At 70.0% G+C, this 16353-nt stretch carries 17 protein-coding genes; 7 read left to right on the plus strand and 10 right to left on the minus strand.

What is annotated here, in order from left to right; translation table 11 throughout:
* The first annotated feature begins 16 nt into the window (after window positions 1-16).
* The 5 genes from lptA to ACS5NL_RS02525 all read left to right on the plus strand — a co-directional run bounded on the left by lptA (window position 17) and on the right by ACS5NL_RS02525 (window position 4973).
* On the plus strand, window positions 17-667 hold the full coding sequence (gene lptA / locus ACS5NL_RS02505) for a lipopolysaccharide transport periplasmic protein LptA (protein WP_439352001.1): 651 nt from the start codon (window positions 17-19) through the stop codon (window positions 665-667).
* Window positions 664-1446, plus strand: coding sequence for an LPS export ABC transporter ATP-binding protein (gene lptB, locus ACS5NL_RS02510; protein WP_439352002.1), 783 nt, complete (start codon window positions 664-666; stop codon window positions 1444-1446). The genes lptA and lptB overlap by 4 nt, the downstream gene beginning before the upstream one ends.
* 12 nt (window positions 1447-1458) lie before the next feature.
* Complete coding sequence (locus ACS5NL_RS02515) at window positions 1459-3084, plus strand: RNA polymerase factor sigma-54 (protein ID WP_439352003.1); 1626 nt, start codon at window positions 1459-1461, stop codon at window positions 3082-3084.
* 126 nt (window positions 3085-3210) lie between these two features.
* Window positions 3211-4539, plus strand: coding sequence for a THUMP domain-containing class I SAM-dependent RNA methyltransferase (locus ACS5NL_RS02520; protein ID WP_439352004.1), 1329 nt, complete (start codon window positions 3211-3213; stop codon window positions 4537-4539).
* Window positions 4536-4973: a putative toxin-antitoxin system toxin component, PIN family gene (locus tag ACS5NL_RS02525; protein ID WP_439352005.1), complete on the plus strand. Its 438-nt coding sequence runs from the start codon at window positions 4536-4538 to the stop codon at window positions 4971-4973. The genes ACS5NL_RS02520 and ACS5NL_RS02525 overlap by 4 nt, the downstream gene beginning before the upstream one ends.
* Here the strand turns inward: ACS5NL_RS02525 and ACS5NL_RS02530 are convergent.
* Together ACS5NL_RS02530 and ACS5NL_RS02535 are read right to left on the minus strand one after the other, a co-directional pair.
* A complete protein-coding gene (locus ACS5NL_RS02530) occupies window positions 4936-5541 on the minus strand; it encodes a class I SAM-dependent methyltransferase (protein ID WP_439352006.1) in 606 nt (201 codons plus the stop codon). The genes ACS5NL_RS02525 and ACS5NL_RS02530 overlap by 38 nt on opposite strands.
* Window positions 5542-5580: 39 nt before the next feature.
* Window positions 5581-7200, minus strand: a complete 1620-nt coding sequence (locus ACS5NL_RS02535; RefSeq protein ID WP_439352007.1) for an FMN-binding glutamate synthase family protein — start codon at window positions 7198-7200, stop codon at window positions 5581-5583.
* Between the two features lie 86 nt (window positions 7201-7286).
* Between ACS5NL_RS02535 and ACS5NL_RS02540 the strand changes: the two genes are divergently transcribed.
* Window positions 7287-8042 (plus strand): YecA/YgfB family protein, encoded by a 756-nt coding sequence (locus tag ACS5NL_RS02540; protein WP_439352008.1) that lies wholly within the window; start codon window positions 7287-7289, stop codon window positions 8040-8042.
* A 33-nt stretch (window positions 8043-8075) separates the two neighbouring features.
* On the opposite strand, the gene ACS5NL_RS02545 is transcribed toward ACS5NL_RS02540, so the two are convergent.
* The 3 genes from ACS5NL_RS02545 to ACS5NL_RS02555 form a co-directional block, all read right to left on the minus strand.
* Window positions 8076-8558, minus strand: coding sequence for a hypothetical protein (locus ACS5NL_RS02545; RefSeq protein ID WP_439352009.1), 483 nt, complete (start codon window positions 8556-8558; stop codon window positions 8076-8078).
* A 187-nt stretch (window positions 8559-8745) separates the two neighbouring features.
* A complete protein-coding gene (locus ACS5NL_RS02550) occupies window positions 8746-9915 on the minus strand; it encodes a DNA alkylation repair protein (protein WP_439352010.1) in 1170 nt (389 codons plus the stop codon).
* Window positions 9916-9927: 12 nt separating this feature from the next.
* Entirely contained in the window at window positions 9928-10809 is an 882-nt protein-coding gene (locus tag ACS5NL_RS02555) for a LysR family transcriptional regulator (protein ID WP_439352011.1), read from the minus strand.
* 71 nt (window positions 10810-10880) lie between these two features.
* Here ACS5NL_RS02555 and ACS5NL_RS02560 point away from each other — a divergent pair, with 71 nt between their 5' ends.
* Window positions 10881-11846 carry an NAD-dependent epimerase/dehydratase family protein gene (locus ACS5NL_RS02560; RefSeq protein WP_439352012.1) on the plus strand — a complete coding sequence of 322 codons (966 nt, stop codon included), beginning with the start codon at window positions 10881-10883 and terminating at the stop codon, window positions 11844-11846.
* Here ACS5NL_RS02560 and ACS5NL_RS02565 read toward each other — a convergent pair.
* Genes ACS5NL_RS02565 through apaG form a run of 5 tightly spaced genes read right to left on the minus strand, consistent with a single transcriptional unit; the run spans window position 11835 to window position 16313 of the window.
* Window positions 11835-12323: a CinA family protein gene (locus ACS5NL_RS02565; protein WP_439352013.1), complete on the minus strand. Its 489-nt coding sequence runs from the start codon at window positions 12321-12323 to the stop codon at window positions 11835-11837. The genes ACS5NL_RS02560 and ACS5NL_RS02565 overlap by 12 nt on opposite strands.
* A gap of 2 nt (window positions 12324-12325) precedes the next feature.
* Window positions 12326-12856, minus strand: a complete 531-nt coding sequence (locus tag ACS5NL_RS02570; protein ID WP_439352014.1) for a phosphatidylglycerophosphatase A family protein — start codon at window positions 12854-12856, stop codon at window positions 12326-12328.
* A gap of 8 nt (window positions 12857-12864) precedes the next feature.
* Complete coding sequence (gene thiL / locus ACS5NL_RS02575; protein WP_439352040.1) at window positions 12865-13848, minus strand: thiamine-phosphate kinase; 984 nt, start codon at window positions 13846-13848, stop codon at window positions 12865-12867.
* A 4-nt stretch (window positions 13849-13852) separates the two neighbouring features.
* On the minus strand, window positions 13853-15892 hold the full coding sequence (gene tlpB / locus ACS5NL_RS02580; protein ID WP_439352015.1) for a transporter-like protein TlpB: 2040 nt from the start codon (window positions 15890-15892) through the stop codon (window positions 13853-13855).
* A gap of 22 nt (window positions 15893-15914) precedes the next feature.
* Entirely contained in the window at window positions 15915-16313 is a 399-nt protein-coding gene (gene apaG / locus ACS5NL_RS02585; protein ID WP_439352016.1) for a Co2+/Mg2+ efflux facilitator ApaG/CorD, read from the minus strand.
* Between the last annotated feature and the right edge of the window lie 40 nt (window positions 16314-16353).

Below are 16353 nucleotides of genomic sequence, written 5' to 3' on the forward strand. Positions count from 1 at the left end.
TGTGCCCCCAAAAGCCATGCACCAACACGTCAAACCCTCCCGTCCGATCGCCTGGTTGTTTGTTGCGGCCGCCGGCCTGCTGTCCCCCTGGGCGGCGCAGGCGGAAAAAGCCGACAAGGACAAGCCCATGAACGTGGAGGCCGATGCCCTGCGTTACGAAGAGAACCGCCAGACCAGCGTGTTCAATGGCAACGTGGTGCTGACCAAGGGCACGATCGTGATGCGCGGCTCCAAGCTGGACGTGCGCCAGGATACCCAGGGCAACCAGCTCGGCCTGCTGGTGGGCACGCCCGCCACCCCCGGATTCTTCCGCCAGAAGCGCGAAGCCCTGGACGAGTGGATCGAAGGCGAAGGCGACCGCATCGAATACGACAGCAAGGCCCAGACCGTGCTGTTCACCGGCCGCGCCGTGCTGCGCCGCTACCGTGGCACGCAGCTCAATGACCAGAGCGTGGGCAGCGAGATCCTCTACAACAGCCAGACCGAGGTCTTCACCGTCAAGGGCGGCGCCGAGAGCAAGACGGCGGCCAACCCGTCCGGCCGTGTGCGCGCCATGCTGACGCCGATTCCCGAAGAGGAAAAAGCGGGCAAGACGCCGCCTCCCCAGCCGTCGGCCGAGCCGGCCACGCTGCGCCCCAGCGTCAAGATCACCGAGCCCAAGAAGTGAGCGGAACCTCCGCCAGCCCACCGGGCGCCGTGGCGAGCCAGAGCCGCCTGGAGGTCCATGGTCTGAAGAAGGCCTACGGCAGCCGCAAGGTGGTCAAGAACGTCTCGCTGTCGGTCGACAAGGGCGAGGTGGTCGGGCTGCTCGGACCCAACGGTGCCGGCAAGACGACGTCGTTCTACATGATCGTGGGCTTGCTGCGGGCCGACGGCGGCGAGATCCTGCTCGACGGCGCCCGCATCGAATCCCTGCCGATCCACCGGCGCGCCCGACTGGGTCTGGGCTATCTGCCGCAGGAAGCGTCGATCTTCCGCAAGCTCACGGTCGAGCAGAACGTGCGCGCCGTGCTGGAGTTGCAGCACAACGAGCAGGGTGAGCGGCTGTCGGAAGACGAGATCCGTGGCCGCCTCGACGAGCTGCTCAAGGACTTGCGGGTGGACCATCTGCGTCTCTCGCCGGCGCCCGCGCTGTCGGGCGGCGAGCGCCGCCGGGTCGAGATCGCCCGTGCGCTGGCGACCCGTCCGCGGTTCATCCTGCTGGACGAACCCTTTGCCGGCATCGACCCGATCGCGGTGCTGGAAATCCAGCACATCATCAGCTTTCTCAAGTCGCGTGGCATCGGTGTGCTGATCACCGACCACAACGTGCGCGAGACACTGGGCATCTGCGACCACGCCTACATCATCAGCGATGGTCAGGTGCTGGCCAGCGGTACCACCGCCGAGATCGTGGAGAACGCCGAGGTGCGCCGCGTCTATCTCGGCGAAAACTTCCGCATGTGATGCCCTGAGCGGATGAAGCAAGGTCTCTCGCTGCGGGTCTCGCAGCATCTCGCCCTCACCCCCCAGCTGCAGCAATCGATCCGGCTGTTGCAGCTGTCGACGCTCGAAATGGCCCAGGAAGTCGAGCAGATGCTCGACGAGAACCCTTTCCTCGACCGCGGGGAAGAAACGGCCGAACGCGAAGAGTTCGGCGTCGAGGCTGCCGATGCGCCGGTCGTGGCCGCCGACCAACTGGCGGAGGCGGCACAAACCGCGCCGGAGCCGCGCCTGCCCGACGCCGACACACGCAGCTCGTCCACGGAGTCGTCCGAGAGCGGGGGCGCCGACGAGGTCGAGAGCCGGCTCGACGGCGCGTCCCCGGTGGAAGAGAGCTGGGAAGGCGACGGCACGGTCGAGATGGCGCCCGACGACAGCGAGTGGGGCGGCGACGCGCCGGCGCGCAACAACAACGCGTCCGGCGGCGACGACGAAACCGCGACCGCGGCCGAACTGGCCCGCGAGCCGGTCAGCCTGCAGGACCACCTGCACGAGCAGGCGCGCTGCCTGCGTCTGTCGGACGAAGATGCTGCGGCCCTGTATTTCCTGATCGAGTCGCTCAACGACGACGGTTACCTCGACGAGAGCCTGCACGATCTGGCGCGGGCCTGCTGGCACCTGACCGCCTCGGCGCCGGCCGAAGCCGAACCGCCGTTCGAAGAAGTCGAGGCGATCGAGCAGCGGCTGGGCACGGCGCTGCAATGGCTGCAGCAGATGGAGCCCTCCGGCGTCGGCGCCCGCGATCTGGGCGAATGCCTGCGGCTGCAGATCCTGGAACTGCGCAACACGCCCGCGGCGCGGGCCGCGCTGGCGATCTGCGAGCAGCCGCTGGAGCTGATCGCCAAGCGCGATGTCAAGCGCCTGTGCGCGAGCACCGGACAGGACGACGAGGCCGTGCGCTCCGGCCTGGCGCTGATCGCGCGGCTGGAGCCCAAGCCTGGCCGGCGTTTTGTCGATGTCGAACGCAACGTGGTGGTGCCCGACGTGATCGTCACGCGCGCCGGCCGCGGCTTCAAGGTCACGCTCAACGCCGAGGTCATGCCGCGCCTGCGGGTGCACGACGTCTACGCGAACGCCATGCGCGGGCGCGGCCGCGACGGTGGCGGCGAAGCCGGTCACGCCGCGATGCAGCAGCGCCTGCAGGAAGCACGCTGGTTCATCAAGAACATCCAGCAGCGCTTCGACACCATCCTGCGCGTGTCCTCGGCCATCGTCGAGCGCCAGCGCAACTTCTTCATGCACGGCGAACTGGCGATGCGCCCGCTGGTGCTGCGCGAGATCGCCGACGAGCTGGGCCTGCACGAATCGACCATCAGCCGCGTCACCACCGCCAAGTACATGGCCACGCCGTTCGGCACCTACGAGCTGAAGTATTTCTTCGGCTCCAGCCTGGGCACCGAGACCGGTGGCAACGCGTCGAGCACGGCGGTGCGCGCCCTGCTCAAGCAGTTCATCGCGTCCGAAGAACCGTCCAAGCCGCTGTCGGACAACCAGCTCTCGGACCTGCTCAAGGAGCAGGGCATCGAGTGCGCGCGCCGCACGGTCGCGAAATACCGCGAGGCGCTGCGCATCGCGCCCGCGAACCTGCGCAAAGCTTTGTAACCCCCTGCGCCGCTTCGCGTCACCCCCCAGGGGGCTGCACCAACGGCCCGGCAAAGCCGGTTCCGTGGTGCACGCTGGAAGGGGTCTGTGCCGAACGTGCTGTGTTTGTCCATTAGGTTTCCATTCATGAACCAGCTTCAACTCTTCCTCCCCTGCGCCGCGGGCGTGGAGGACTACCTGGCCGCCGAGGTCACGCGCATCACCGGCGAGACCGAGGTGCAGAAGTGGCGCGCCGGGGTGGCGCTGCAGGCTTCGTGGCGCGACGCGCTCAAGCTCAACCTGCATTGCCGGCTGGCGCAGCGCGTGCTGGTGCAGCTCTGGCACGGCGGCTACCGCAGCGAGAACGACCTGTACCAGGCCGCCGGCGAGATCGCCTGGGAAATCTGGTTCACGCCGCAGCAGACCATCAAGGTCGAGATCACGGCGCAGCACAGCCCGCTCAAGAGCCTGAACTTCGCGGCGCTCAAGATCAAGGACGCGGTCTGTGACCGCTTTCGCGACAGGCGCGGCGAGCGGCCCAGCGTCGACACCACCTGGCCCGACGTGCGGCTCTACGCCCACCTGACCACCGACACCGTCAGCCTCTACATCGACACCTCGGGCGAGCCGCTGTTCAAGCGCGGCTGGCGCGAGGACAAGGGCGATGCGCCGCTGAAGGAAACCCTGGCGGCGGCCATGATCGCGGCGACCGGCTGGAACGGCGCCGAGGCGGCCACGCTGGACGACATCGTGCCGCTGTACGACCCCTGCTGCGGCAGCGGCACGGTGGCGATCGAGGCGGCGCAGATCGCGCTGCACGTGGCGCCGGGCCTGCAGCGCCGTTTTGCGTTCGAGAAGCTGCTGCCGTTCCAGCCGCACGTCTGGCACGCGCTCAAGGACGAGGCCGCGAAACAGCGCCGCGACTGGCCGGCCGGGCGCAAGCCCATCGTGTTCGGCAGCGACGTCGCGTTCCGCATGGTCGACTTCGCGCAGCGCAACGCCGAACGCGCGGGCGTGGCGTTCGCGATGGAATTGCGTGGCGGCGACGCGCTGCAGCGCATGCCGCCGACGGATCGACCCGGCGTGATGCTGCTGAACCCGCCCTATGGCGAGCGCATCGCGGCCGCCGGTGTGGCCGGACAGAATGCGCAGGAGCGCGCCGTCGAGCGCGGTGGCCGCGCGCCACGCACCTTCACCGTGGGCGCCAAACCTGCGCCCGAGGCGGGCCTGGGCCGCGAGAGCGCGCAGATGGCCGATGGCAGCGACGGCAGCGATTTCTTCCAGCAGCTGGCGACGCACTGGAAGAGCCACTACGCCGGCTGGAGCGCCTGGCTGCTCACGCCCGACCTCAAGCTGCCGGGCAAGATGCGCTTCAAGGAGTCGCGCCGCGTGCCGCTGTGGAACGGGCCGATCGAGTGCCGGCTGTTCCGCTTCGACCTGACCGCGCGCCGCGCGCCGGCCGAGCCATCGGCATGATTCCCGCGTCGACGGTGCTGGTGCTCGACACCAACATCGTGCTGGACCTGTTCGTCTACGAAGATCCGGCGACGGTGCCGCTGCGGGAGCGGCTGGCCGATGCAGAGGCCCGCTGGCTGGCCACCTCGGTGATGCGCGAGGAGCTGCGGCGGGTGCTGGCCTACCCGCAGGTGGTCAGGCGCCTGGAAGCCCGATCACTGGATGCCGGGACCGTGCTGGCGGCGTTCGACGGGCGCGCCCAGATCGTGGAGGTTGCGCCCAAGGCGCCCTACACCTGCAAGGACCCCGACGACCAGCAGTTCATCGACCTGGCCGTGGCGCACGTGGCCACGCTGCTGAGCAAGGACAAGGCCGTGCTCTGCATGGGCAAACGGCTGGCGCGGCTGGGTGCGACGGTCAGCCGGCAGTGGCCGCCTGCCGACCGGGCAGGTTGAGCTGCTGCGCCACCGCTTCGGACGGCGGCTGCTTGAAGGCGTAGGCCTGCACTTCCAGCTGGCCGGTGCCGGTGAAGACGATCGGGAAACCGTTGGCGCGCAGGATCTTGATCAGCGACTGGCGGGTGAAGCCGGTCTTGTGGGCGTAGTAGGGGTTGCCGCTGCGCTCGATCTCGACACCGTAGCCGTACATCACGTCGCGCACCATGATCGGCCCGGCGGGCGACTGGTAGAGCACGTCGTCGATGTCCAGCTTGCGCTCGACCACGGTCGCCATCAGTTCCTGCATGTCGGGCACGCGGACGAAGGCAAAGCCGTCGGGCTTGAGCACGTGGGCGAAGCCCTTGAGCACCTGCTGCGCCTCATGGTGGAAATAGTGTTCCAGGTTGTGCGAGCAGTAGACCGAGTCGTAGGTCGCCGCAGGCAGCGTTTCCAGGGTGCGGGCGTCGCACACCACGTCGGGATTGCCGCGCGGGTCGATGTCCAGCAGGACATGCTCCCAGTCCGCGTAGAAAGGGGGGACGGGGATCTTCTTGCTGTTGCCGCCGACGTTCAGGAATTTGGGCACGTGTTTCTCCGTGGATGTCTTTGAAAGGGATGACCGGCTTCAGGCCGGTGCGAACTGTTCGGCGCGGGCGCGGTGCCAGTAGGTGGTGAACACCGCGTGCTGGCCCTGCAGGTCGCCCAGCAGGGCGCCCGGCGCCGTGGTCGGCAGCAAATTGGCCAGCAGCCGCACTTCGTTTTCGTTGACGCGGCGCACGATGTGGTGGGCGCTGATCTCGCCCGGATGCTGCAGTCCGGCGGCCTGGACCAACTCCTGCAGCGCCTTGAGGGTGTTCTGGTGGAAGTGCAGCACGCGCGTGGCCTTGTCGGGCACGACCAGGGCCTGCTGGCGCAGCGGGTCCTGCGTGGTGACGCCGGTCGGGCACTGGCCGGTGTGGCAGGTCTGGGCCTGGATGCAGCCGAGCGCGAACATGAAGCCGCGCGCGCTGTTGCACCAGTCGGCGCCGATCGCCATGGAGCGCGCGATGTCGAACGCACTGACGATCTTGCCGGAGGCGCCGATCTTGATGCGGTCGCGCAGGTTCACGCCGACCAGGGTGTTGTGCACCAGGCGCAGGCCTTCCTGCAGCGGTGCGCCGACGTGGTCGGTGAATTCCAGCGGCGCGGCGCCGGTGCCGCCCTCGGCGCCGTCGACGACGATGAAGTCGGGCGTGATGCCGGTGGCGAGCATGGCCTTGACCAGGGCGAACCATTCCCAGGGGTGGCCGATGCAGAGCTTGAAACCGGTCGGTTTGCCGCCCGAGAGCTCGCGCAGGTGGTCGATGAAGCGCAGCATCTCGATCGGCGTCGAGAAGGCGCTGTGGGCGGCGGGCGAGACACAGTCCTGGCCGACCGCCACGCCGCGCGCCGCCGCGATCTCGGGCGTGACCTTGGGGCCGGGCAGCACGCCGCCGTGGCCCGGTTTGGCGCCCTGGCTGAGCTTGAGCTCGATCATCTTCACCTGCGGGTCCAGCGCGTTGGCCTTGAAGCGGTCGGCGTTGAAGCGGCCGTGTTCGTCGCGGCAGCCGAAGTAGCCCGAGCCGATCTCCCAGACCAGGTCGCCGCCGTGCAGCCGGTGCCAGTTGCTGATCGAGCCTTCGCCGGTGTCGTGGGCGAAGCCGCCCTGTTTCGCGCCGCTGTTGAGCGCCTGGATGGCGTTGGCCGAGAGCGCGCCGAAGCTCATGGCCGAGATGTTGAACACGCTGGCCTCGTAGGGCTGCGTGCAGTCGGGACCGCCGATGGTCAGGCGGAAGTCGTGCGAGGCGACGTGCGTGGGCGCCAGCGAATGGTTGATCCATTCGTGCCCGTCGGCCGTGACATCGAGCTGGGTGCCGAAGGGGCGCTTGTCGGTTTCGTCCTTGGCGCGCGCGTAGGCCAGGCTGCGCTGGCTGCGCGAGAACGGTGTGGCCTCGGTGTCGCTTTCGATGAAGTACTGCCGCATCTCGGGCCGGATCTTTTCCAGCATGAAACGCAGGTGGCCGATCACCGGGTAGTTGCGCAGCACCGCGCTCTTGGTCTGGCGCAGGTCCCAGGCGCCCAGCACCGCCAGACCGGTGAAGAGCAGGAACCAGAAGCCGCCGATGCCGAACCCGACCAGGGTGAACAGGCTCAGCAGGGCGCAGACCACGCACAGCGCGAGCGCGGTGTACCGCACGGGATAGATGGCGTTCAGTCTGTCGAGCATGGCGGTTTCCCAGGGTGGCGCGGCTACACTGGCCCGCATCTTAAGACCCGCTTCCAGAACCGATGAGCCCAGATACCCTGCCCCCGATGGACAACGCCGAATTTGACACGCTGGAGGCCAGCCTAGATGACCTGCGCGAACGCGACGACGAGGTGCCGCAGTGGGAATTCTGCGAGGGCGCGATCGCGGCCCTGCTGTGCACGCGCCGCCCCGTGTCCGCCGACGAGGCGCTGCCGGTGGTGGTGGGCGTGGGGGACGAAGAGGGGGATCTCGCGTTCGCCGACGCGGCGCAGGAAGCGCAGTTCAGGGCGCTGTGGGAGCGCCGCTGGAACGAGGTGGCCGAATCCCTCGCGGCACCGGTCGAGACACTGGACGATGAACGCGCCTACCACCCCGAGGTGATGGACGTGCGCGGTGCGGTGGCGATGCTGCCCGAGACCGAGCGGGCCGAGATGGCCGGTCAGGCCCTGCCGGCGTTTGGCCAGGTCTGGGCGCTGGGCTTCATGTTCGTGGTCGAGAACTGGGAAGAAGACTGGACCCCGCCGCGCGACGGCGAGACCGCGACCTGGATCGATGAGGCGCTGGACGCCATCGTGGTGCTGACCGAGGACGACACCGGCAGGCCCGAGTTCAACATGCATGCCGAAGAGGGCCCGCCCAGCGTGAGCGACGCCCGCGCCAATGCCTTCGGTTCGGCGATCTGGGCGGTCTACGACCTGCACCAGATCTGGAAGAGCCTGGGGCCGCGCGTGGACCCGGTGCGCAAGGTGGCCGAGCCAGGGCGCAACGACCCCTGCCCGTGCGGCAGCGGCAAGAAATACAAGAAGTGCCACGGGGCTTGAAGCCCCCTGCGCCGACTGGCGCCTTCTGGTGTTTCAGCTGCGCTGCATCCGGCGCAGCATGTCGAGAATGCGGGCGCGGCTGCGTTCGAACTCGGTGTTGAGCAAGGTGCTGGCCAGGTCCATGCGCTGGTTGCGCGCGTGGTCCAGTGCCTGCCGGGCCAGCGCATGGAAGCGCAGGTGTTCCTGCTGGAGTTCGACGAAGTGCGGATGCTGGCCGATCGGGCGCTGCGCCATGCGCGCAAGCCACTGGCCCAGGGCGCTGTCGGGGGCCTCAGGCAGCAGCGACTGGTGCTGCGCGTGAGCGCCGTCCACCGACAGGTGCTCGTTGAACAGCACGCACCACTCCAGGTGGTGAATGATGGCGGCCTGCAGGTCCAGCCGGTCGATCGGCGGCATCGGGCGCGACTCGGCGACGGCCCTGGCGGTCGCGGGCGATGAGGGCGGTGTGTTGCCTGGTGTCGACAGGTTGCGCGAACGCGACCAGGGCAGTCGATCCAGCAGTTTTTGCAGGTTCATGGCGGAGGCGGCGCGCGCCGGGCGGAGAGGTCTGGCGGCGGTTAGGGGCATTCAGCTTAGGGGCTGAACCGGGGTGCCGACCCTGCACTGCATCAAATGAATTACTTTCCGGTGGATTGCACCCGCTGGATGTGCGGTCTTGCATCAAAAATGTGCGTTAGATCACACTTTTTTGTGCCTGCCGGGATCAGGCCGCGAGCTCGAATGCGTTGCCGCCGCACACCCGGCCGTTGATCTGGATCTCGACCCGGTGCTCGCCGGGGTAGAGCGTGCGGGTGGTGACCGGGCGCAGGCTGTGGGTTTTGGTGAGCGTGAGGCTGTCGCCGGCGGCCAGCGTGGTCTTCCAGCCCTTGAACACCTTGGGGCTGGTGCGGCCGTTGGCGCGCTGGTGGTGGACGAGGTAGTCGATCACCAGCGTCTGCGGGCGCGGGCTGGTCGAGCGCAGCAGCAGCGTCAGGCCGATCTCGCCGCCGACGCGGGCCCGCCGGGCCGACAGCGCCAGGCTGGCCTGGCCGTCGAAGCCGTGCTCCAGGTCCCAGGCCGCCAGGGTCGGTGCGTGGCCCTGCTTGATCAGGCCGCGGCTGGCGTGGCGCAGCAGCGACACCCGCTGGGCGCCCGCGCCGCGCCGGTGTTCCTGCACCCAGGCGGCCACCAGCTCGGGGTGGTCCTTGGCGATGTCGTTGAGGTGGTTGGCCACGCTGCGCCGCACATAGGCGCTGGGGTCGTCCTGCAGCGCGCGCAGCAGCGGCAGCGTGGGCGACGGATCGGCCACCAGCGCCTGCAGCCGCAGTCCCCAGGGCAGGCGAGGGCGGCTGCCTTCGCTGACCAGGCGGCGCACATGGGCGCTCGGGTCGTCCAGCCAGCCGTGCAGGATCGGGAACACGGCGTCCGGCTGGCGCTGGATGAAGGGACGGATCGCGAATTCGGCCGAGAAGCGCTGGGTCAGCGCGTGCAGGCAGTCCAGCGCGCGCGGCACCTCGTCCATGCCGCGGCGGGCCACGAATTCGGCCAGCGACCAGACCACCCATCCGCGCAGGCCGGCGTCGCCGTCGGCCTCGCTGTCGGCCTCGCTGTCGCCGCTGGCCAGCCCCTCCGGTTCCCCCTGCGCGTCCAGCGGCGTCGGTGGCGCGAGGCTGGCTTCGATGAGCCCCGCCGCGCGGGAGAAGTCCGGCGGCAATGTGGCTTCCAGCGCGTCGGCCAGCTGCATCGCGCGGGCCTTGAACTCGAGGGCGTCGAGCCCGGAGGACGCGTGCTGCTCAAAGCGGCGGCGGTCGAAACCGGTCCACACGCGCTGGAGATGCCGCCCGGCCAGATCGACCGTGCGGGCGTTGATGAGGTTCTTGAAGGCTTCGGCCATGGGGCGATCTTGTCAGAACAGGCCGGGCAGTTCGCGCGCCAGGGCGTCGTAGACCGCTCGCACCCGGCGCACGCTGCGGATCTCGCGGTGCACCACCAGCCAGACCGGCAGCGCCGGCAGCGGCAGCCCGGGCAGCAGCGCCTGCACATTGGGGTCTTCGCGCAGCATGTAGCGCGCCACGAAACCGATGCCCATGCCGGCGCGCACCGCCGACCAGTACGCAATCATGTCGTCGGTGCGCAGGGCAATGCGGGCGGGGTCGAGCGGGTGACCCATGGCCGCGAAGCCGCGTTCGATCTCGCCCGTGCGGTCGTCGCCGACCAGCTCGTGGTCCAGCAGGTCGGCCGGTTCGCGTGGCGTGCCGTGGGTGTGCAGGTAGTCGCGGTGGGCGCAGACGGTCAGGGCCACCTGGCCGATGCGCCTGGCGACCAGCGAGCCCTGGGTGGGCTTGACCATGCGCACGGCGATGTCGGCCTCGCGCCGCATCAGGTCGCTGATCGCGTTGCTCGACACCAGCTCGATCTGCACCGCCGGCATCTCGCGACGCAGTCGGGTCAGCACCCGTGGCAGCAGCACGCAGGCGACCGGCTGGCTGGCGGAGATGCGCACCGTGCCCGACAGCGCGGTCTGCGACTGCTGCGCGCCGCGCACCAGCGACTGCGCGCCGGTCTCCATGGCGCGCGCCGCGTCGGCCAGCCGGCGGGCGGCGGCGGTCGGCACCAGACCACGCGGCGTGCGTTCGAACAGCGGCGTGCCCAGCTGCGCTTCGAGCTGTGCAATGTGGCGGCCCACGGTGGGCTGGCTGATGCCCAGTTCGCGCGCCGCGCCCAGCAGACTGCCCTTGGCGTGGGCGGCGAGGAAGGACGGGATCAGCGCCCAGTTGAAGTCGGACATATTCAGAATTGCATAGCAGGACTGCACATCCGGCGATTGTGTGGCCTGCCATGCCGCCACACAATGGCCGCATGTCCACACCCCCCACCCCCCAGTCCAAGGCCGTCGGCGGCGACCTCCACACCGTGCTCGGCGCCGGCGGCGTCATCGCACGCGAGCTCACCGCATCCCTGCTCGCCCAGGGTGTGCGCGTGCGGCTGGCCAGCCGCCATGCGCACCCGGCGCCGGCGGGCGCCGAGACGGTGACGGCCGACCTGCTGGATGCCGCCGCCGTCGACCGCGCCGTCGCGGGCAGCTCTGTGGTCCATCTGGTGGCCGGCCTGCGCTACGACACCACCGCCTGGCAATCGGAATGGCCGCGCGTGATGGCCCACACCATCGAGGCCTGCCTGCGCCACGGCGCCCGGCTGGTGTTCTTCGACAACGTCTACGCCTATGGCCAGGTCCAGGGGCCGATGACCGAGGACACGCCATTCAACCCCTGCAGCCGCAAGGGCGAGGTGCGCGCCGCCATCGCCACCACGCTGCTGGACGCGGTGCGCCGCAACGGACTGACCGCGCTGATCGCGCGCTCGGCCGATTTCTACGGACCGGGCGCGACCAACAGCCTGGTCGAATCGGTGGTGGTGGCGCGGCTGCGGGCCGGCAAGACGCCGCAGTGGGTCGGCAAGGCGAACGCCGTGCACAGATTTACCTACACGCCCGACGCGGGCGCCGCGCTGGGCCGGCTGTCGCTGGAACCGTCGGCCTGGGGCCAGACCTGGCACCTGCCGACCTCGGCCGAGGCCATGACCGGCGAACAGCTGGTGCGGCTGGCCAACGAACTGGCCGGGCGGCCCCACCGCCTGCAGGTGGCGCCGCGCTGGCTGCTGCGGGCGATGGGCTGGTTCGTGCCCATCCTGCGCGAGAACGACGAAATGATGTACCAGTTCGAGCACGACTACCGCTTCGACAGCCGCAAGATCGAACGCGCTTTCGGCCTGCGCGCGACCGGCTACCGCGAAGGCATGGCGCGCACGCTGGCCTCAGCCGCCTGAGGCGATGCGCTGCAGCAGGCCGGCCAGTGCGTGGGCGACGGTGGCCTGGCGCACGGCCGTGCGGTCGCCGCCGAAGCGCTGGTGTTCGGTGAACACGCCCTGCGGCGTGGCCCAGCCGAACCAGACCGTGCCGACCGGCTTGTCGGCGCTGCCGCCGGTGGGACCGGCGATGCCGGTCACCGCGACCGACCAGTGGGCGTGCGCATTGGCGACGGCGCCGGTCGCCATCGCGCGCGCCACCGCCTCGCTGACCGCGCCGTGGTCGTGGATCAGCGCCGCCGGCACGCCCAGCAGCTCGCTCTTGGCGGCGTTGGAATAGGTCACGAAACCGCGTTCGAACCAGTCGCTCGATCCGCTGATCTCGGTGCAGGCGCCGGAGATCAGGCCGCCGGTGCAGCTCTCGGCCGCGGCCATCATCTGGCCGCGCGCCTTGAGGGCATCGGCCAGCTGCCGGACCAGGGTGTCGATGGTGGCCATGATCAGTATCTCCAGACAGCGATGACCAGCAGGGTGCAGAGCGCGGCGGCGAAGTCGTCCAGCAGGATGCCGAAGCCGCCGCGTGGCCCGAAGCCCTTGAAGGTCTTGTCGGCCCAGGCCATGGGCCCGACCTTGACCGCATCGAACAGCCGGAACAGCGCAAAGGCGCCGAGCTGCCCCCAGAAGCTGGCCGGCGTGACCAGCCAGAGCACCAGCCAGAAGGCGACCACCTCGTCCCAGACGATGTGGCCGGAGTCGGCGATGCGCATGTGCTGTGCGGTGACGGTGCAGGCCCACCAGCCGGCGAGGGTGGACAGGGCGATCAGCGCGGCCCAGCGCAGGTCGCTCATGTGCGGCTGCAGGATCACGAAGGCCGCCCAGGCCCAGAGCGTGCCGACCGTGCCGGGGGCTCCGCGCGACAGGCCGGAGCCGGCACCCAGCGCGATGAAGTGCGCGGGATGGGCCAGCAGGAATTTCAGGGTGGGACGCAGCACGACCGGTGGTGTTGCGTCGGCGGTCAGGGTCTCGGACATGCGGCCGATTATGAAACCGGGGCCGAACCCGGCGCGAAGTGGTCGAAGCCGCGGGCGTGCAGGGCCTGCGTGCGGCCGTCGGGGCCCAGCAGGCGCAATCTGGCGTCCGGGGTGGTGCGGCCGATGCGCTGCACCGGCGTGCCACTGGCCTGCGCCGCCCGGGCCACGGCCTCGCGGGCGTCGGTGGGCGCGGTGAACAGCAGCTCGTAGTCGTCGCCACCGTGGAGCAGGCATTCCAGCCGGTGTGCTTCCGGCAGGGCCTGCAAGGCGGGTGCGACCGGCAATGCGGCCTGTTCGATCTCGGCGCCGACGCCGCTGGCTGCCAGGATGTGGCCGAGGTCGCCCGCCAGGCCGTCGCTCAGGTCGATCGCCGCGTGCGCCAGCCCGGCCAGCGCGGTGCCCAGTGCCAGCCGGGGCGTCGGGCGTTCCAGCCGCTGGCGGCAGAGGGTGTCGTCCGACCGGTCGGCCAGCGCCCAGGCCGTGCCGCGCAGCCGTTCCAGCGCCAGCCGCGCCTCCCCGGTGCGGCCGCTGAGCCAGAGGTCGTCGCCGGCCCGGGCCGCGTCGCGCCGCAACGCCTGGCCGGCAACCACCTCGCCGAAGACCGTGATGCAGATGTTCAGCGGGCCGCGCGTGGTGTCGCCACCGACCAGCGGGCAGCCGTGCGCGTCGGCGAGCGCGTGCAGGCCGCTGGCGAATCCGCGCAGCCACGCATCGTCGGCGCCCGGCAGCGCGAGCGCCAGCGTGAAGCCCAGCGGACGCGCGCCCATCGCGGCCAGGTCGCTCAGGTTGACCGCCAGCGACTTGTGGCCCAGGGCTTCGGGATCGACGTCGGGGAAAAAATGCCGCCCTTCGACCAGCATGTCGCTGGAGACAGCGAGTTGGTGGCCGGGCGTGGTGCGCAGCAGGGCGCAGTCGTCGCCGATGCCCAGCGCCACACCGGGGCCGCCCTGGCCGCGCACGAAGTGGCGGCGGATCAGTTCGAATTCGCCCATGTGCTCAATGCCGGGAAGCATCCACTTCGTTGCTGTCGGCGTTCAGGTCGTCGACGCGGTGGTCCGGCGGCGGTTCGTCGCCAGGACGCGGCGGCAGCAGGAAGCTCAGCGGCGCGTGCCGCAGGCGGTAGCGGATGGCCGCGTAGATGCGGCTGCGGCTGGCGTCGTTGATGGCCTGGGCGCGCAGGGCCAGGCGGAACGCGAGATAGAAACTCACCGCCAGGTTCAGCGGGCCGACGACCACCACGCCGGCCACCGCCCACCAGAACGCGGGGTCGCGCAGCACCTCGGTGCCCAGCGCCATGGCGGCGGCGGCCATCTGCCCGGCCGACAGCGTGACGTGGCGCACCTGCAGGTTCAGGCCGAAGAACTCGGCGAAGGCCGGCACGATGCCCAGCATCAGGCCCAGCGAGATGTTGGCGGCCAGGCCCGAGATGTTGTGGCGCAGGAAGGTGGCCCAGCGGTCGGCACGTTCGCGGCCCAGCCAGGCGCGGTAGCGCGGGTTGTGGCGGATCGCCGAGTCGAGGCGGTGGAACACGAACCAGTTCTCGACCCAGCCGGCGATGATGCTGGAGGCGAACAGCAGCACGCCGGTGAAGGCGGCGAACAGCGCGGTCGGTCCCAGCAGCTGCATGTCGTGCAGCACGTGCCTGGCCTTGTCGGCGTCGATCATCGGTGCGCCGTTGAACTGGCTGAGCGCGGCGCTGATCAGCATCACGACCGGGATCACCAGCCCGACGTTGCCCAGGATGGCCGCGATCTGCGAGCGCAGCAGGTTGGCCACCTCGTCGACGAAGCTGCGCACCGCGCCGGGCTGGCGGATGTCGCGCAGCTTGGCCACCATGGCCGGCGCGGTGACGGCGGGCTGCTTGGTCGCCACGGTCCAGTGCAGCAGTTGCACCAGCACGAAGAAGAAGGCGTAGTTCAGGCCGGCGGCAAAACCGTTCCAGAACAGCGACAGGCCCAGGCCGTAGAGCGCGAACTTGGCCCAGGTGGTCAGGCCGATCAGGGCGCCGCCACCCGCGGCCTTGCCCAGCATCTGGCGGTATTCGGCCGCGTTGCGGGTGATGTAGTGCTCGCCGCTTTCCGCGCTGCGTTCGGCCACCTTGGCGGCGGTCAGGTGCGAGCTGCTGGCGATCAGCGCACGCAGGCTGCGGTTGTCCTGGCCGACCTGGGCCAGGTCGGCGATCAGGGCGGTGGTGGCGCGTTCGGGCTGTTCGGACTGCAGGCAGTCCAGCAGCGACTTGGCCCGCAGCACGCGCTCGCGCAACTGGCGCAGGCGGAACACGATGCCGACCGAAACGCCGTGCGCGTCCAGGTGGGCGTAGACGGTGTAGGCGGCGTGGCGGCAGGCGTCGAGCTGGCTGCGCAGGGTGTTGGCCGCGGCCAGGGCCTCGGCGCTGCGGGTGCCGCGGATGAGCACCGCTTCGCGCAGCGCTTCCATGTCGATCGGCAACTGGTGGAAGGTGCGCTCGGCCTTGGCGGCGTCGGACATGCGCACCCGGATTTCGGCCGCGTAGCCGGTCGCGGTGATCTGGCCGACGCTGAACACCAGCGCATCGAGCAGGGCGCGCTCCCATAGTCCGGCGATCGCCGCGGCCCCGTCGTGCGGGAACAGCAGTTCGCGGATGCGCTGCAGGGTCTGGCTGTCCAGCGCCCGCAGCCAGCGCACGTCTTCGGCGGTGGGCAGCAGCAGGTCGAACAGCGTGCCGAGGTCGGAGGTTTCGGGTGTGCCGGGCAGCAGCTTCTTGCGCACCCGGTGGCCGAACTCGCTGAGGAAGGCGGTGCGCGGCGCGAAGCCGTGGTCGGCCAGCAGCGGCGCGACGTCCACCGAGTCGGTGAAGCGCTGCCACCAGGCCCGCCAGCGCGCCAGCCAGTCGGGGCGGGCCTGCACCGCGTCGAGCAGCAGCCGCACGCGGGCCACGCTGGTCTGCGGGTGGCCATCGTCGCCGCGCACCCAGCGCAGCGTGTCGATCAGCCAGAGGTGCCGCTCGGCCTGCGGTGCGTCGGGGTCCAGCTGGTCGAGCAGGTGGACCAGTTCCATGCGGCGCGCGATGGTGTGGCCCTCAGTGCAGCACGCGGGGAGCCTGTTCGCCGCCGGCGGCGTCGGCCACCAGGGCGAATTCCGGCACCTCGGCTTCGAAGCGTTCGCCGTCTTCGGCCACGCAGAAGAAGCTGCCGCGCATGCTGCCCGAGCGCGTGGACAGCCGGGTGCCGCTGGTGTACTGGAAGGACTCGCCCGGGCGCAGCAGCGGCTGGTTGCCCACCACGCCCAGGCCCTTGACCTCTTCGGTGTGGCCGCGCGCGTCGTCGATGATCCAGTGCCTGGCGATCAGCTGTGCCGTCACGTCACCGCTGTTGGTGATGGTGATGGTGTAAGCGAACGCGTAGACGTCTTCGTCCGGGGAGGACTGCTCGGCCAGGTACTGGGGCTCGACCTCGCAGGTGAACTGGTGTTTCGGCATGCCGGTCATGTTACCGCGATGCAGCAGGGCCGCGCCCGGC

It is taken from the genome of Hydrogenophaga sedimenti (assembly GCF_051857515.1).
GTDB lineage: Bacteria > Pseudomonadota > Gammaproteobacteria > Burkholderiales > Burkholderiaceae_C > Hydrogenophaga.

What these genes read in the sequence shown, in the direction of transcription:
- lptA (WP_439352001.1), top strand. Translation starts at nt 17, where the DNA reads ATGCACCAACACGTCAAACCCTCCCGTCCGATCGCCTGGTTGTTTGTT.
- ACS5NL_RS02515 (WP_439352003.1), top strand. Translation starts at nt 1,459, where the DNA reads ATGAAGCAAGGTCTCTCGCTGCGGGTCTCGCAGCATCTCGCCCTCACC.
- ACS5NL_RS02520 (WP_439352004.1), top strand. Translation starts at nt 3,211, where the DNA reads ATGAACCAGCTTCAACTCTTCCTCCCCTGCGCCGCGGGCGTGGAGGAC.
- ACS5NL_RS02525 (WP_439352005.1), top strand. Translation starts at nt 4,536, where the DNA reads ATGATTCCCGCGTCGACGGTGCTGGTGCTCGACACCAACATCGTGCTG.
- ACS5NL_RS02535 (WP_439352007.1), bottom strand. Translation starts at nt 7,200, where the DNA reads ATGCTCGACAGACTGAACGCCATCTATCCCGTGCGGTACACCGCGCTC.
- ACS5NL_RS02540 (WP_439352008.1), top strand. Translation starts at nt 7,287, where the DNA reads ATGGACAACGCCGAATTTGACACGCTGGAGGCCAGCCTAGATGACCTG.
- ACS5NL_RS02545 (WP_439352009.1), bottom strand. Translation starts at nt 8,558, where the DNA reads ATGAACCTGCAAAAACTGCTGGATCGACTGCCCTGGTCGCGTTCGCGC.
- ACS5NL_RS02550 (WP_439352010.1), bottom strand. Translation starts at nt 9,915, where the DNA reads ATGGCCGAAGCCTTCAAGAACCTCATCAACGCCCGCACGGTCGATCTG.
- ACS5NL_RS02555 (WP_439352011.1), bottom strand. Translation starts at nt 10,809, where the DNA reads ATGTCCGACTTCAACTGGGCGCTGATCCCGTCCTTCCTCGCCGCCCAC.
- ACS5NL_RS02560 (WP_439352012.1), top strand. Translation starts at nt 10,881, where the DNA reads ATGTCCACACCCCCCACCCCCCAGTCCAAGGCCGTCGGCGGCGACCTC.
- ACS5NL_RS02565 (WP_439352013.1), bottom strand. Translation starts at nt 12,323, where the DNA reads ATGGCCACCATCGACACCCTGGTCCGGCAGCTGGCCGATGCCCTCAAG.
- ACS5NL_RS02570 (WP_439352014.1), bottom strand. Translation starts at nt 12,856, where the DNA reads ATGTCCGAGACCCTGACCGCCGACGCAACACCACCGGTCGTGCTGCGT.
- thiL (WP_439352040.1), bottom strand. Translation starts at nt 13,848, where the DNA reads ATGGGCGAATTCGAACTGATCCGCCGCCACTTCGTGCGCGGCCAGGGC.
- tlpB (WP_439352015.1), bottom strand. Translation starts at nt 15,892, where the DNA reads ATGGAACTGGTCCACCTGCTCGACCAGCTGGACCCCGACGCACCGCAG.
- apaG (WP_439352016.1), bottom strand. Translation starts at nt 16,313, where the DNA reads ATGCCGAAACACCAGTTCACCTGCGAGGTCGAGCCCCAGTACCTGGCC.